We start from the raw sequence: 16,355 nt of genomic DNA, 5'->3' as shown, positions 1-16,355 counted from the left end.
GCAGCAAATCATCATACCATTGCGGCTACTCTTCCTCTACCCTGATACTGTTGGCAATACCTAATACAGAATTCTTTTCCTTTAACACCGTCAGTTTTTCTTTTATTTCCCTCTCTGTTAAAACAGGAGTGATAAAAGCGACTTCAACTCCCTGCACTTTTGAACCCAGATCAATGTATTCCACATCTCCGAATACGGCTTTAATATCGCCTTTGGCATCCGTAGTCTTTTCGGCAGCCACTCTTACAAGAAACTTTGCAGGACTTTCTTCTATGGCAATGACATTATTTTCATTAGTTCTGACCCATACGCTTTTGGTTCCAAAATCCGGGTGCTTGGCTATGTCAATAACATCGGCAACAACGGCACTTGCAGTGGGAAGCTTTCCTGCTCCTCTCCCGTAAAACATTGCGTCACCTATGGCATCGCCTTTAACTACAATGGCATTGAATACATCCTCAACATTTGACAGAGGATGCTCCTTTGATATAATTGCAGGGCTCACTCTTGCAAATATTTTGTCTCCGAGCCTTCTGCTCACTGCTATCAGCTTGATTACACCGTTCATGGCCTCGGCATATTTCATATCGGCTGTAGTGATCTTTGTAATCCCTTCGGTATAAATATTTGCGTAGTCAACAAATTCATTATATGCTATTGATGAGAGTATTGCCAGTTTTCTGCATGCATCGTGCCCCTCTACATCGGCTGTAGGATTCTGCTCGGCATAACCGTTTTGCTGCGCCTCCTTCAAGGCTGCTTCAAAACTCTTTCCTTCCTTCCTCATCTGAGTGAATATATAATTTGTAGTTCCATTCAAAATACCGGTAATTCCATTTATCTCATTGGCGGCAAGACATTGGTTGAGCGGACGGATTATAGGTATTCCTCCTCCGACACTGGCCTCAAATAAATAGCTCACACCTTTTTCCCGAGCCAGCTGTAAAAGTTCGGGTCCTTGAGAAGCAACCAGTTCCTTGTTTGAGGTTACAACGCTTTTTCCCGCTTCAAGAGCCCTTTTTGTAAATTGTGCGGCTATGGTAGCTCCTCCTATTGTCTCAATAACAATGGATACATCCTTATCATTAAATACATCATCTGCGTTTTTTGTCAGCACATCCTTGTCCGGACTGTCGGGAAAATCTCTTATATCAAGAATCCATTTAACCCTGATTTCCGTTCCTGCCCTCTGTGCTATACTTTCACTGTTTTTTCTTATTACCTCGGCAACTCCCGAACCAACAACTCCATAACCTAAAATCGCAACGTTTACCATTTAAACCTCCAAATCTCCAAATATGAATAATCAACAAAGCTGATTCTATTTGTAAATGAGGCAGCCGCTTATCCTGCCGCTACCTTGCCAATATTTCGCATCTCCTTACACCCTCTATTTTGCTTATCTCACCCATCATATTCTGAATATCCTCTTTCATTTCAAAGGTCTCGATGGATATGGTGACATCTGCAAGACCATTGATGGGAATATTCTGATTTATAGTCAAAATATTTGCATTAGCGACAGCGATTTTATTTATAATACTTGAAAGTATTCCGGAAAAATCCTCTACTACAAAGAAAAGAGTTATAACCTTTCCTCTGGATGTCTCATAAAAAGGAAAAACATAATCCTTGTATTTGTAGAAAGCACTTCTGCTGATTCCGACTTCCTTTACAGCATCATTTACGGTCTTAATCCTGCCTGTGCTGAGAATTTTCTTAACTTCAATGACCTTGGCAAAAACCTCCGGCAAGATCACAGAATCAACTAAAAAAAATACCGCTTCCTGTTTCATTAAGCCCTCCTGTCCACCTGATGCGTACAATTGTGTTTCCTACGTGTAATATTAGCATATTTTTATTATTAATGCAACACAAAAAGGAGTATTAATCTTTATTTAAGATTAATACTCCCTGACAGCTGGAATACTATTCAATTTTATATATGAAGTGCTGCTTATCCTATACTTTAAGTACCTGCTTAACCTTTTCGGCCATATCCATGGGCCGGCAGATTTCCTTGTGAAGCACCGGCTTCCTGTCGAGTTCCTTTAACGGAGCCGGAATTGCAAGCCCCGATTTCTCAGAAAGTACCGAGAGCAGTTCAAATTCTGTTTTACCTGCAACTGCCTCCTCACCGGCTATGGCTTTCACCACACTTTCATTAAACTTGAAAGGACTCGCAGTGGATACAATTACCGCTTTGGTGACATCACTTGTGGATATGACATACTTGTCATACACATCAACGGCAACAGCCGTATGTGTATCCAGAACATATCCGGTTTCGGCATAGACACTCTCAATGGTTTTTAATGTATCCGAATCGTTTGAGGAACCCGCCCAGAATACACTTTGTATCTTCTTTTTGGTTTCCTGGTCTACAGAGTAAACTCCGTCATTTTTTAATTTGCCCATCCAACCCGAAACCGCTTCCGAGTTCCCGTCTGTAATCAGGTACAACAGCCTTTCAAGGTTACTGGAAATAAGTATGTCCATGGATGGCGACAGGGTTTTCTTAAACTCTCGGTTCCTGTCATAAACGCCTGAATTTATAAAATCAGTAAGAACATTGTTATCATTGGAGGCACATATCAGCTTGTTCACAGGCAATCCCATCTGCATTGCATAATAGGCTGCAAGGATATTTCCAAAATTGCCTGTGGGAACAACAAAATTTATTTTTTCCCCTATCTCTATTTCCTTATTCCTGAGCATATCGGCATATGCCGAAAAATAATAAACTATCTGAGGAACCAGTCTTCCCCAGTTGATGGAATTTGCAGATGAGAACTTATAGCCGTTTTCATGTAAAAGAGCAGCTACAGCTTCATCACCGAATATCCGTTTAACTCCGTTTTGCGCATCATCAAAATTACCCTCTACCGCTATTGAACAGACATTGCCCCCCTCCTGGGTAACCATCTGCATCCTTTGCACCTGGCTGACACCCTCACTGGGGAAAAATACGATGATTTTTGTACCCTCGACATCCTTAAACCCTTCAAGAGCTGCTTTACCGGTATCTCCCGAGGTTGCCACCAATATAACTATTTCTTCCTTTTCACCTGTCTTTTTCAAAGCCTTCACAAGGAAATGGGGAAGGATTTGCAGGGCCATGTCTTTAAAAGCACTTGTAGGTCCATGCCAAAGCTCCAAAACACTAACTGAATCATAAAGCTTATGCAGAGGTGCTATAGCCTCTGTTTCAAATTTCTGAGCGGTATATGCCTGATTTACACAATCGGTCAACTCACCAAGTGTATAATCATCCAGATAGCCTTCCAGAATATTGAGAGCTCTTTCCTGATATGTCATTTCACTCATTTTCAGTATTTGGTCCTTATCAAAATGAATGATCTTTTCCGGAACAAATAGGCCTCCATCAGCTGCAAGCCCTCTCTTTATGGCTTCAGCCGAGCTAACATTAGAACAATTCCCTCTGGTGCTTCTATATAACATTTTTACCTCCTGCAAGGTGAACCCATGATGCCTGGTTCAAACTTTCTGTTTTCTAAGAGTAATTAGTGATCTTTCCTGTTTCATTACCCCTTATAATATAATAAATGCTCAAAAAATGCAAATGCATAACCAATGAACAGTACTGATTATTACAGCTTAAACTGTGATATCAGGTAATGAAGCTTTTCAGCACCGGTTTGCGAATTTCCGGCAAGCCTTGTGACCAATTCGGTCATTTCCACTATTTCTGAAGTCTTCTGGGCTATGTTTGTAGTCCCTTCGGCTCCCTCGCCGGCAGCTCTGGTGACCTCTCCTATGGCCTTGCCGACATCCTGAACCGAAGCCAGCAGCTCTTCCGAGGTAGCGCTGAAGTCGTTTACAAGTTCATTGATCATAGCAGCATCTTTGCTGTATTGTTCGCCGGTGGCTACCATTTTCTCGTAATCCTGGACCACACGGCCTTCTATAAATTCCAGAACTTCACCCGAACTTAACTTCAGGTTTTCAACCGCCTCAATTACCGTTTTTGTGACTCCCTGTATTCTGACAACAGTGTCTTTGGAATCGTCAGCCAGTTTTCTTATTTCATCGGCAACCACAGCAAAGCCCTTTCCGGCTTCACCTGCACGGGCTGCTTCAATAGCCGCATTCAGTGCAAGAAGATTTGTTTGCGATGTGATTTGAAGTATCTCATCAGCCAAAGAACTGATTTCAGCTACTGCATTTGACTTTTCAATGGCAATTCTCAGCTTTTCATCAACCGAAGCCTGTATTTCATGGGCTGCCTGCTGGGACTGGCGGGCGGTTGCCTTTAGTTCTTCCGCTCTGTTGTTTATTTCAGCAGCAGACCTGGCGCCCTCCTGTGCCTTTGAGGCTATTTCGCCTACCGCATTTTCAATTTCGGCTGTTGATGCCGTCATCTCTTCCGAGGAGGCGGCTGTTTCTTCCATACCGGCAGCAAGTTCTTCAGTGGTTGCCGACACATCCTCCACACTTGCATTCAGACTTTCCATTTTGTCAACAATCCCGGTTACATCGCTGTCAACTGTTTTGGCCACATCCACCACAGAGTTGAAGGAATTGCGTATACTGTCGGTAAAAGTGTTAAAGGCCTGGGCCATCTCTGCTATCTCATCCCTGGTTTTCGGCATGAACTTTACGGTGAGGTCCCTGTTCCTGCCGGCGTTCTCCAATGCTTTCTTAAAGGCATTGATGGGTTTCAGTATTGCCAGTACAACCAACAGTGCAATTAAAATTACTACCAGAATAGTCAGCAGAGAAATGAGTATAAAATTATTTCTCAATGCAAAAATGTCGCTATAAGCCTTGTCAGCTTCAACTTCCAGGGCAAAAACCCAATTGGTGCTGGGTATTTTTTTGTACTCTATTATTTTGTTTGTACCATTGTATTTATAGTCTATATGTCCCGCTTCCTTGGACATTACTTCTGCTGCAAGATTTTTATATTGTGCATTATCCTTAAAATTCGTGTTTACGATTTCTTTGTCATGATGTGCCAGTACCACCCCCGAGGCGTCAACCAGAAAGCCTTTACCTATCCCATCCACATCCAGGCCGGTTACCATGCCGGTAATTGTTTCCAGCAGTATATCTTCAGAAATTACGCCGTAAAATTTTCCGGACTTATCCAATAACGGATATGAAATTGAAACCGCATATTTATTTGTCACCTTATCCAGATAAGGTTCGGAAAAATGAAGCCCATCGGGTGATGCTTTTACTCCTGTATACCAGGCACGTGTTCTGGGATCATAATCCTTGTCCGGTGTCCAACCTGAACCATCAATAAATGAGCCGTCCTCAAAACCCACATATATATCTGAAATATTTTTTGAATTAGTTTTTGCTTTAAGAGCGAGTAAATGTTCTACTGTAATATTTTCCTTGGTTTCGGCATTATTAATCACCAAACCGATGGTTTCAACCACCTTTGCATTCTCACTGATCCACCCGTTTAACTTGTCTACAACTCCAACAGCAGTAACTGAAAGTTTTGAATCAATATTTTTGCCGGCCTGATTACTGATAAAGGAATAACCCAACAATGCCACAGGAATAAGTGAAATAAGTGCTACTACAATAAATAAAAGCACAAGTTTGAATTTAAGCTTCATCCGACACCCTCCATTATTCCGTCAATATTTTATCTCCTTTGACAAAATAGCAACAAATATAAGTGTTTTTTCCTAAATATACTATCTTGTAAATTTAATGTCAATGTCAACTTAACACCAAAATTAGGCCTTCATTTCCTTATTTTTCAGTTACTTTAAATTACAAATTTCACCTCCAGCCGCCTCTATTTTTTTTGTACATATTTATAAGAAGCTTTTGTACGGCGATTTTCCCCTGTTCATACAGGAATTGCATATTTTCAGGGCTGATATCAAAATCCAGAAAGGAAATGCTGCCGGTATTAATGTGGGCTATGTTATCAATGTTGTAGGAATTTTTCGGAACTCCCGTATCATGTGAAGCCGACAGCAGTTTTTTTAACATGTTCTCGGCATTCTGCAATTCCTTGGGTTCCTTACCCTCCAGCTTGAGCCCGATAATATTTGACTGCGCGCTGTCGATGAGCCACACGGGGAAATTGTCAAGAACACCTCCATCAATAATAAAATGCTGTTTCAAAAAGCTACCGGATTTTTTCATAAGCACGCAGGGCCTGAAAACAAACGGAACTGAAGTACTCATTCTTACGGCCTTTGCCACCTCAAACTTATCGGGATCAATATTATACAGCGCTATGTCATCCGGGAGCACCAACACCTTTCCTATGTTGGCATCAACAGCGGTCATTCTTACCTTATAGCCTCTGGGGTTGACCTTGTCGGCAATGCCTCCCCTGAAGTCGCTGAAGGTATATATCCCTTTATTGGCCAAAAGCTGGGCAACCCACTTTTCAAGCAAATCACCGTCCAGAAAAGCATTTTCCTGACTGAATGCGATCAAATTGCTCAGAAAATTGCCTCTTATCCCTTTAAAATCCTCTTTATTTCTTTTGATATGCTGCAGCTCAGGATAATCCTGCATATACAGCAAAGCTTCTATATCACTGTCATTGAGAGTATTCCTTTCCTCCAGAAGCTTCTTTATTCTCCCGCTGATAGTAGTATTTAAGTATTCACCGCTCCTTATTTTCAATATGCTGAAATCAAATTCCTTTAGAATCCGTATCAACTCCCTGGAGGTATATCCTGCACCGATCAGGGCTCCAATCAAGGCTCCCGCTGAAACGCCCGCTATATTTCCAAATTTTCTGTATCTTCTTTCAAGCTCTTCGTATGCTCCCACAAAAGCTATTCCCTTTATGCCTCCGCCGCTGAGTACCAGATTTAATGGATTAATAATATTCATTTTGAAATTCCCCAAAAACATAAATCTTTCTATTGTATATATATTATCACTTTGAAATATTTAGTATATTGAACAACCCCGTAAACTTCACAAAGTTAATTTTTAATTTAATTCTGAAAAAAGGTTTGCAAAACTTACAGCTCATGGTAAAATTTTATGTAATCGTGTTTTTATGACCTGCTGCTTAACAATCATGTCTTTAAGCAGTTATCAAATTATTACTAAAATACATACAAATTAGAGGTGCTAAATGGATATATTCTTACTGATTGGTGTCGTTGTAGGATTCCTGGCTGTTGTTGTGGGAATGATTGTAAAAGGTGCTGATGTTTCTGTTCTGTTAAACCCGGCTGCTGCCATAATTATTTTAATAGGAACAACAGCTGCGGTTATGAATTCCTTTCCTAAAAAGGAATTTCTGAAAATCCCCAAAATTGCATCTGTTCTATTCAGGGAAAGGAAAAAAGAAAACTCTGCCGAAATAATTGAAAAAATCGCCGACCTTTCCCAAACTGCAAGAAAGGATGGTCTTCTGTCCCTGGAATCGGTTTTACAGAACATAGACAATAAATTCATGAGAAAAGGACTTGGCATGGTAATCGACGGAATAGAGCAGGAGTACATTACAGAAGTCCTGAACAATGAGATTGACAGTATGGAGGAAAGACACAGAGCAGGGGCAAGTATTTTTTCAACTGCCGGCGGTGCAGCACCCACACTTGGAGTTCTGGGTGCCGTAATCGGTTTGATAGGAGCGCTGGGAAACCTGAATGATACTGAAAAACTTGGCCATATGATAGCTGCCGCCTTTGTTGCCACACTTTACGGCATATTCTTCGGTTATGTCATATGTCATCCCTTCTCTTCCAGGTTAAAAAGAAAATCACACGAGGAAATAAACATCATGAGAATTATCCTTGAAGGTGTATTGTCCATACAGGCAGGCGAAAATCCAAAAAGCATTATTCTTAAACTGTCAGGAATGCTGGAACCAAAAGAGAGGGCCAAGCTTGAACAGAGTACCGAGACTCCCTCAAAGGCGGAATAAAATTTATTTTAGCGTGCATTCGGCTAATGGAGGCTAATATATGTCAAAGAAAAAAGTGCATCATGAGGAGCACATTGATGAAACCTGGCTGATTCCTTACGCAGATATGCTTACTCTGCTGCTTGCTCTATTTATAGTAATGTTTGCCATGAGTAAGCTGGATGTTGAAAAGATGGAAAAGGTCAGCCAGCAGTTTAATATTATTTTCTCCGGAGGATCGGGTGTTCTCGAAAAAAACGGAACTTCCCTTATTCCAATGGATAACCTGCCGACCCTGAATGAGCAGGAAGAAGATAAAATGGTTGAAATAAAGCAGGATATTGAAAAAGAAATTAAATCAAGCGGCTATTCAGACAAAATAAGTGTTACTTTAGGTGAAAAGGGTCTGGGTATATCTATCCAGGATGTGGTACTTTTTAATTCAGGGAAAGCTGAGGTGCTGACCGATGTACATCCAATGCTGCTGCATATTTCCGAAATGCTTGAAGACCTGGATAATGACATAAAAGTGGTTGGGCACACCGACAATGTTCCCATAAGAACTTCACAATTCCGTTCCAACTGGGACTTAAGTGCCATGAGGGCAATTAATGTCATGAACTTCTTTATTGACAACGGAGGTTTGGAGCCTGCCAGATTCTCTTTTGAGGGTTATGGACAGTATTCACCAAAGTACGATAATTCAACTGATGAAGGGAAGGCAAAAAACCGGAGGGTCGAAATAATCCTCATCCGAAAATACCCATTGAATGAAAGTAACAGTGAAAAAATGACCATCTCAAAATAAGGCAAAAAATAATTTCAAAAATGAAAAGCTCTATTAAAAGTACATGCCTGAATTTGTAGGTGAAACTCCTGTGATAAACCGACAAATTTCAGGCACGTTTTTTTACGTAAACTTAATAACTGTCTATTGAATGGAGCTGAGTCTGCTCTTGGCATATTTTACGTACGAGGATTTGGGATACTGCTCGATAAGCTTCTGGTAAGCTTCAGCCCCTTTTTGATTGTCTCCCGTCTCCACATAACTCTTACCCAGCACATAGAGCGCTTTGTCTCCAAAACTCCAATTGTCCCCCAGAATGAATACCTTTTCAAGCTTTTCTATTGCTTCGGCATATTTCTTGCTGTTAAACAGGGTATTACCCTGAGTATATAATGATGATGCTTCTTTTTGATATACATCTTTTTTTACCGAATCATATTTCTTCTTCTGATCGTCATTGAGTTCGGTCACAGGGATTTTGCCCAATTTATCCACTGCCTCGGCAGTTTTTCCCTGCTTATACAGGGTGGATATCTCGTTTATTTGATCTGTGAGCTTATAGCTTTTTAATTCAAGATTGGCCGCATCAAGCTGTCCCTGCAGTTTTTTGTTTTCTTCCAGCGTCTTATCCAGGTTTTCATTGACCACTGTGTTGGGACTAGGCTCATTATCTGTCTTTTCTTTCTCCAGATTCCTCATGGTGAGTACAAAGAATATCAAAGCCGCTACCAGGCATACAATCCCGAATAAATTGAAAGCCAATGCAATCTGAGGCCTCTTAAGCAGATCTCCGATTTTTTTAAAAAGGATATACTCGGCCCGGACCTCTTCCTCTTTATAGGTATCCTGCTTTTTTCTCACAGCTCTTTCTTTTTTTGCAGCATCGCCGTTAGCAGCTTCGGGGGCTTTTATTCTCATGGCACTGCTCCTGGCTGCTTTTGAACTCTTTCTTGAAGAGCCGCCGTCCCCGTCTGTGATATAATTAAGATAATCGGCCGCCTTCAAAACATTATTTTCTCCCTTGACAACCTTGCCGAACAATTCCTGAGCCTTATCCATCTGATTTGTATATGCATAGCACAGTCCCAGGAGATTGACTGCCTCATAGAAATCAGGGTTTACCGCAATGACCCGTTTCAGTTCGATCATTGCAATATCTTCACTGCCCGTCCTGAGATATTCAATCGCCTTGTTATAAGCTCTAACAGAATCAATTATTTTCTCGGATACCTGGTTGTCTTGAGATAATTTATCAATGTCTATAGGTGTGAAACTTCTGATCTCCTGATTCAGATCCATGAAAATCGGCTCCCTTCAAGTATATGAATACTTTTATTTAAAAATTTCTCTGATCCGCCCTATCATGTACAGCGATCCAAAAGCACATATCATGCTGTCGGAATCCATACTATCCAGGGCCAGTTTCAAGCCATTCTCTAAAGTAATTCCATCCTTAACGTTCCTGGAATATCTATCAAGTTTTTCTGCCAGTTCGCCGGACGGTACTGCTCTTGGATTGTCGGGAGTTACGGTAATAATAAGCCTGGCCTTTCCCGCCAGAAGCTCCATTATGTGCTGGTAATCCTTGTCCCTCAGAAATCCGACTATAAATACCTTTTCCCTGTCACTGAAGTATCTTTCAAGTGCGGCATTTAATGCCTGCCCGCCTTCCAGATTATGTGCACCGTCTATAAGCACCAGAGGCTGAGTATTTATAATTTCAAGTCTGCCGGGCCATGCAGTTTTGGCAATACCGTTACCGATGTTAGTATTTGCAATTTTATAACCTTTATTTATTAAAACTTCACAGGCATCAATTGCCACTGCTGCATTACAAAGCTGATGATCCCCAAGGAGCCTGATCTGAAGATTTTTATAATCCTTGTAGTCAAATAGTTGCCCTCCAAGGCCAAATTCCTTTAATTTCAAACTTTCAAAACATACATCGTGAAAAAATGAATTCTGTTTGTTACACTCATCCTTGAAAATTCTCATTATTTTATCCGGTTGGGGGTATACGACGGCATCACTGTCCTGCTTGATTATGCCGGCCTTTATATATGCTATTTCTTCCAGAGTGCCGCCCAGTTTGTCTGTATGATCCAGACTGATTGTAGTAATTACCGATACTTCGGGAGAATCAATAATGTTGGTGGAGTCATACCGCCCTCCCAGGCCGACCTCCAGAACTACAATATCGCAATTTTTTTGGTAAAAATATTCCAAAGCTGCAGCTGTAATAATTTCAAATTCAGTAGGATGCTCCAGCCCCATTTTCACCATAATTTCGATTTTAGATTTGACCAACTCTATAATATCAGCCAATTCGTCAGGCTCAATTTCAATATTATCTATTTTTATTCTCTCTGTAAACCTTTGTATATATGGTGATGTAAATATACCTGTTTTATAACCTGAATCTATTAGAATATTGCTGATAAACGCCGTAGTTGAGCCCTTGCCGTTTGTACCTGTAACGTGCACAAACTTTAATTTTTTCTGGGGATTTCCCAACAGCTCCATCAGCTCGGTAATTCTTTCCAATCCCAGTTTACTTCCAAATTTCAGGGTACCATGTATGTATTGCATCGCTTCTTCATAGTTCATGGTATTCCGATTCCTCCAATTGTAAAAGATCAATCACAGCTGCATCTCTGACGTACAAATAAACAATATCAGTTTTTTCCAATACAGTCAATTACAAAAATGTAAACGCAATTAAGACTCTTTAATTAATTTACAGATAAATATTTCCAGCAGGTTTCTAAACCCCGATTTATTTCAGCAATTGGTCTATATCAGTTTTTGCAAGATGTGTTGTAGTTATTCCCATACTGGCCAGCAAAGCATGATCAAAAATAACCATTTTGGAAATTTTTATTTTTTCTTCCTCGTCAAGATCCACAAAAGCAGACAGATTACTCTCTGAATTTTCAAAAGGTAAATAATACCTGATACCAACTTCAGGTATTACTTTTTTAAATTCGGGATCGCACCATATTTCATTGGGAATCAGTGCATATATTTCATAACCTTCTACTTTTCTGCCTTCAAGAGCGATGGACAGTACCCTTCGTTTCTCATTATCCGTAATCTTTTTGCTTATGAACTGTATGCCGAAATTCTGAAGTTCTTCTCTGAATTTCGAAGCCAGCACCATTTTATCATTTGTCCCCATATTGAGCAGGGTGCTGTTCAGCTCCAGAAACAAAAATGTTTCTGCTTTCAGCGCTGAGATGATTTGATAGCTTACCTCCGGCTTATCCAGCTTTTTTCCTGAATAGATCAGTGAGAAGCTTGATACATCGGAATTATTTTTATTTGTTATATTTGACAGCTTCAGCTTTATCTGCTTATCCATACGGTCTGCTCCTTTTCCCACCATTTATGCTGTTACAATTGATTACATTATATACTTACTGTACTTATTTGTGAACAAAAAAGGCCGCCCATAAGAATAATTTTTTTCTTGTGAGCCGCCTTTAACTGCTGTAATAAGATGTTTATTATTTGCCCAATCTGGCTTCAAGCTGCTTTTTCTGTTCTTCATATCCCGGTTTTCCCAGAAGTGCGAACATGTTTTTCTTATAAGCTTCCACACCCGGTTGGTCAAAGGGGTTGACTGCCAGCATATATCCGCTTATACCGCACGCTTTTTCAAAGAAATATACCAGGTTTCCGAAATAGTATTCATTTAGCTCAGGTACATTAATAACGAAATTCGGTACTCCTCCGTCGGTATGGGCCAGTAAGGTTCCTTCAAAGGCCTTGTTGTTCACGAAGTCCATTTCCTTGCCTGCAAGGAAATTCAAACCATCAATATTGTCCTTGTCCTCTTTGATTGTAATGCTTTTCTTTGCTTTTCCCACATGTATTACCGTCTCAAACAGATTTCTGAGGCCATCCTGTATATACTGGCCCATTGAGTGCAGATCTGTCGTAAAATCAACACCTGCGGGGAAAATTCCCTTTTGGTCCTTTCCTTCGCTTTCTCCATAAAGCTGTTTCCACCATTCTGTAAAAAAGTGAAGTGACGGCTCGTAGTTAACCATAATTTCTGTAGTCTTGTTTTTATTGTAAAGAGCATTTCTGGCTGCTGCATATCTATAGCAGTCGTTGTTCTTGAAATCCACATTGCTGTACAGCCTGCAGGCATCGGCAGCACCCTGCATGATTTTGTCAATGTCGGCTCCGCATACTGCAATTGGTAAAAGACCTACAGCCGTCAAAACCGAAAATCTTCCGCCGACATCGTCCGGAATAACAAAGGATTCATAGCCTTCTTCGTCGGCCAGCTTCTTCAAAGCTCCCCTGGCCTTGTCGGTTGTGGCATATATTCTCTTGCGGGCTTCCTGCCTGCCATATTTATTTTCCATGTATTCCCTGAAAATTCTGAACGCGACTGCCGGTTCGGTGGTGGTGCCTGATTTGGATATGACATTTACCGACACTTCCTTGCCTTCAATGAGCTCCAATAAATCTGTCACATAAGTCGAACTGATATTGTTTCCCACAAAATATATTTCAGGAGTTTTGCGCCTGCTCTTTGGCAGCATATTGTAGAAGGAATGCGAAAGCATTTCGATTGCTGCTCTTGCGCCAAGGTATGATCCACCTATACCTATAACTATAAGTACATCTGAATCCGCTTTGATTTTCTCAGCCGACTGCTTTATTCTGGCGAACTCCTCTCTGTCATAATTCAGAGGCAGGTCTACCCAGCCTAAAAAGTCATTGCCGGGGCCGGTTTTACTGTGCAGCATCTCATGAGCCTGTTTTACAAAACCTTCAAAATAGTTGATTTCATATTCGCTCAAAAAACTTGAAGCTTTTGAGCTGTCAAAAGTTATTTTTTCCATCAAATTGCCCTCCCGTATTACAAATCCATAATTTTTTCATTATTGCCGTTTCTGCATTGGAAAATTTTTATCTTTTCTAGTATACCAAATGAATTTTCTAATTAAAAGTTTTATTCCAATTTTTATACATTTTTAAAAGTGCTTTATCAATCTTTTATCATTTTGACCCAATTATCGAAATATTTACAAGGTGTCAAAATGCTTTTTTGTTGCAGAATATTATCAGGAACATTTTTTAACTGACTTTAACATTTGTTCCTGAATAACTTCCTTAATTAATATTGACCAAAAAAGGAGAATTATTATGTCAAGACCAAAGACACCACTTGTTCCAGATAGCAGAGATGCATTAAACAAATTCAAGATGGAATGTGCTGCAGAAATAGGCAGAACTCAATTCACAAAAGAAAACAACGACCATTATAAAGGTGATCTTACAGCTAAGCAAAATGGCTCAGAAGGCGGTCCTATCGGCGGACAAATGACCAAAAAAATGGTTGAATTTTACGAAAACAGCGTTAAAAATAAATAAGCAGTATCTGCCATCAATGTTCTCATTCCAGAAATCAAACAGAGTGAATTAATCATATCACTCCCTGCCTGCGGTAGAAGGGCTGCGTAATAACGCAGCCCTTCTACCGCAGAGCTTATTCAACTTGCCGCTACATATGCAATTTGTCTTTGAGGACGTTCAAGACTTTTGTCAGGGCATGCAGTACTTTTATGAGTCCTTTTTCCTCACGGCCCGCTGCCGGTTCTTTTTCCTCTTCTTCCTTTGGCTCCTGGGGCAAGCCCCTCAGCTGTCCGAACAGGCCTTTTACAAGGAAGCTTCCGATCCATATAAACCGTGAAACTATTGCATGTAGTGTATTCATAGGGAGTTAGTCGGTGGAGCTTGCTCTATACCATATTGTCAAAAAGAAAGTCCTACTAAGGGAGTAGTTTATTCGTACTCTCTGAATAAGACTAAATTTATAATTGGTAAACCTCCGCTCCAACCTTTTCTGAAAGTAGACGATTAATTATGTTTGAGGTCAGTTATTCAAATACTATTAGCTTGGTTTCATTATCTCATTGTATATAAACTGTTGTTGTAGGTTAAGTTTCCATTTCCCATAGTATTTGGAAACTAAATTCTACTTTAAATGAGAAGATCTCAACAGGAAAATATATCTGTATAAGACCTTTTCAATTAATTTAATAAATTTCTCTTTGCATTTGTTTTTAATCCATGGTTAACATCCAAGTTTCCCCAAATAGGTATTAAGTAGGTATCTAATCCTAAATAATTTTTATAGTTATTAATATATCCTCCTCCAAATCATTCAGGTTAACCAGCTTTTTTTCAGATATATATTTTAGATATCTCTCTGCTTCATTTGGATATAATTTTTCAGTAATAGTTCTTAAAAGTATTCGGCCATTTTCATACATTCTAAACTCTAAAGGTGTTTCTGTGCCTTCGTCATATTCAAAGGACCGTATTTCTTCCAGTAATTCTATAACTAGACTATTCTTACTTATGCTTTGATTATTGCTTAATTTACGAGATAAAGTCACATCTCCCCTAAGTGACCTTTCAAGCAAAGCATATTCTTTAAATGTGAGACTAATTTCTTTATTTTTCATATATTACCTCCTAACAATTTAACCATTCCTTTGACCAAAACTAAATTGTTATCTTTTATTTAGATACGCTTAAGATCTCCAGGCAAAGCAGCTGCACCTCGTTCCAACCTATAGTTCGCCCAGTTTTGAAGTCTTCGTTTAAACATATCATAATCTTTCGACGAATCAATGATGTCTAGAAGTTCATTATGTGCTGTTGTTGAGCCATCACCACCATGAATACCTATTGGATTAACAAATTTTGTATCTTTTGTTAATGTACGCATATCCTTAATTTGATCAGCTGTTACACCCCACCTTTTAAATACTGGAGTTCTAGATACTAAATGCCATTCATGAAGCTTTCCAGGTTTTCTAAGTCTATCTTCAATAGTTTCTCTAATACTTGGATTCTTCCATAACTCATCAAATTCATTAGATGTAAGTGAATTAAACCACTTGTTGAAATCTCCTTTTCTGTTACCCGGAACAGTTTCAACCCCCTTGCCGTATAATATCAGCGTATTTTTAACGTCATCAGCTTCCGTAGGAGATTGCATCTTAAGTGTTACATTCTTTAGCTTAGAATTGACTATTTTTTCATTTTCCGGATTTTCAGCTTCATTTATACTATTAGTTAATTCCACACTTTTTTTTACTTTTCCTGCTTGAATTTGATCTTCCAATGTTTTTTCATCACTGGCCATCATAACAACATTTCTGTTCTGGCCTTTTTCCACCCACAGTTCATGGGTTTCGTTGCCCAGCTTGAATTTGACCTTCGGAGTGAGCATTTTCCTTATGGCGCCTGTTATTTTGGCTGCTCCGGCTGCCAGTATCTGCATTCCAAGCTTCTTAAGGTTTATGAGGCCTAGTGTCATGAGATTGTTATGTATGCCGCTCTTGACGGTTCCGAAGATGTCTCCTCCGCCTTCTGCTTTACTGCCTCCCTGGGCCTGTCCGGTTTCCTTGCCGCCTGCTTTGCTTTCGTTTTTGCTCTGGCCGCCTATTCCCATGGCTGTCATCAGTTTGGCTCCGCTGCCCATGCTGGATAAGGTTGTTTTCTCGGCACTGTCCACCATTCCTGTTGTCTGGTCTGTGACCTGGTCTATCATTCCTCCCACTGTTTTTACTGGTCCCTCCAGGGGTTTCATTATGCCTTGTACCGGACCTGAGCCGGCTATTTTGTCCAGTATTTTGTCGGCATAGGGTATGTATTGTCTGATCAGCT

Annotated in this window: 14 protein-coding genes and 1 pseudogene; 3 read left to right on the top strand and 12 right to left on the bottom strand. The window is 40.1% G+C overall.

Features of this window, described 5'->3' with window-relative positions:
* Positions 1-25 precede the first annotated feature (25 nt).
* The 5 genes from T344_RS0117560 to T344_RS0117540 form a co-directional block, all read right to left on the bottom strand.
* Positions 26-1,276, bottom strand: a complete 1,251-nt coding sequence (locus T344_RS0117560; protein ID WP_027629791.1) for a homoserine dehydrogenase — start codon at positions 1,274-1,276, stop codon at positions 26-28.
* Between the two features lie 79 nt (positions 1,277-1,355).
* Entirely contained in the window at positions 1,356-1,796 is a 441-nt protein-coding gene (locus T344_RS0117555) for an ACT domain-containing protein (protein WP_004628406.1), read from the bottom strand.
* 166 nt (positions 1,797-1,962) lie between these two features.
* Positions 1,963-3,462, bottom strand: coding sequence for a threonine synthase (thrC, locus tag T344_RS0117550; protein ID WP_027629790.1), 1,500 nt, complete (start codon positions 3,460-3,462; stop codon positions 1,963-1,965).
* A 149-nt stretch (positions 3,463-3,611) separates the two neighbouring features.
* On the bottom strand, positions 3,612-5,597 hold the full coding sequence (locus T344_RS28585; RefSeq protein WP_051571996.1) for a methyl-accepting chemotaxis protein: 1,986 nt from the start codon (positions 5,595-5,597) through the stop codon (positions 3,612-3,614).
* A gap of 169 nt (positions 5,598-5,766) precedes the next feature.
* On the bottom strand, positions 5,767-6,843 hold the full coding sequence (locus T344_RS0117540) for a patatin-like phospholipase family protein (protein WP_027629789.1): 1,077 nt from the start codon (positions 6,841-6,843) through the stop codon (positions 5,767-5,769).
* Between the two features lie 250 nt (positions 6,844-7,093).
* Here T344_RS0117540 and motA point away from each other — a divergent pair, with 250 nt between their 5' ends.
* Together motA and T344_RS0117530 are read left to right on the top strand one after the other, a co-directional pair.
* Positions 7,094-7,891 (top strand): flagellar motor stator protein MotA, encoded by a 798-nt coding sequence (motA, locus tag T344_RS0117535; protein ID WP_004628369.1) that lies wholly within the window; start codon positions 7,094-7,096, stop codon positions 7,889-7,891.
* A 40-nt stretch (positions 7,892-7,931) separates the two neighbouring features.
* Positions 7,932-8,678 (top strand): flagellar motor protein MotB, encoded by a 747-nt coding sequence (locus tag T344_RS0117530; protein WP_027629788.1) that lies wholly within the window; start codon positions 7,932-7,934, stop codon positions 8,676-8,678.
* Between the two features lie 123 nt (positions 8,679-8,801).
* Here the strand turns inward: T344_RS0117530 and T344_RS0117525 are convergent, their stop codons facing one another.
* The 4 genes from T344_RS0117525 to T344_RS0117510 all read right to left on the bottom strand — a co-directional run bounded on the left by T344_RS0117525 (position 8,802) and on the right by T344_RS0117510 (position 13,519).
* Positions 8,802-9,956: a tetratricopeptide repeat protein gene (locus tag T344_RS0117525; RefSeq protein WP_027629787.1), complete on the bottom strand. Its 1,155-nt coding sequence runs from the start codon at positions 9,954-9,956 to the stop codon at positions 8,802-8,804.
* Between the two features lie 33 nt (positions 9,957-9,989).
* On the bottom strand, positions 9,990-11,264 hold the full coding sequence (locus T344_RS0117520; RefSeq protein WP_027629786.1) for a bifunctional folylpolyglutamate synthase/dihydrofolate synthase: 1,275 nt from the start codon (positions 11,262-11,264) through the stop codon (positions 9,990-9,992).
* A gap of 169 nt (positions 11,265-11,433) precedes the next feature.
* Positions 11,434-12,018, bottom strand: a complete 585-nt coding sequence (locus tag T344_RS0117515; RefSeq protein WP_027629785.1) for a hypothetical protein — start codon at positions 12,016-12,018, stop codon at positions 11,434-11,436.
* A gap of 145 nt (positions 12,019-12,163) precedes the next feature.
* Positions 12,164-13,519 (bottom strand): glucose-6-phosphate isomerase, encoded by a 1,356-nt coding sequence (locus T344_RS0117510; protein ID WP_479692233.1) that lies wholly within the window; start codon positions 13,517-13,519, stop codon positions 12,164-12,166.
* Between the two features lie 301 nt (positions 13,520-13,820).
* Here T344_RS0117510 and T344_RS0117505 point away from each other — a divergent pair, with 301 nt between their 5' ends.
* Entirely contained in the window at positions 13,821-14,048 is a 228-nt protein-coding gene (locus T344_RS0117505) for an alpha/beta-type small acid-soluble spore protein (protein ID WP_027629783.1), read from the top strand.
* A gap of 130 nt (positions 14,049-14,178) precedes the next feature.
* On the opposite strand, the gene T344_RS0117500 is transcribed toward T344_RS0117505, so the two are convergent.
* The 3 genes and pseudogenes from T344_RS0117500 to T344_RS31270 form a co-directional block, all read right to left on the bottom strand.
* Positions 14,179-14,391, bottom strand: coding sequence for a hypothetical protein (locus tag T344_RS0117500; RefSeq protein WP_027629782.1), 213 nt, complete (start codon positions 14,389-14,391; stop codon positions 14,179-14,181).
* Between the two features lie 406 nt (positions 14,392-14,797).
* Positions 14,798-15,145, bottom strand: coding sequence for a hypothetical protein (locus tag T344_RS0117495; RefSeq protein WP_027629781.1), 348 nt, complete (start codon positions 15,143-15,145; stop codon positions 14,798-14,800).
* A 59-nt stretch (positions 15,146-15,204) separates the two neighbouring features.
* Positions 15,205-16,355, bottom strand: a pseudogene (locus T344_RS31270) (hypothetical protein); the annotation flags it as partial.

Source organism: Ruminiclostridium cellobioparum DSM 1351 = ATCC 15832 (assembly GCF_000621505.1).
GTDB lineage: Bacteria > Bacillota > Clostridia > Acetivibrionales > DSM-1351 > Ruminiclostridium > Ruminiclostridium cellobioparum.
This window is presented reverse-complemented; position numbering and strand designations above follow the sequence as displayed.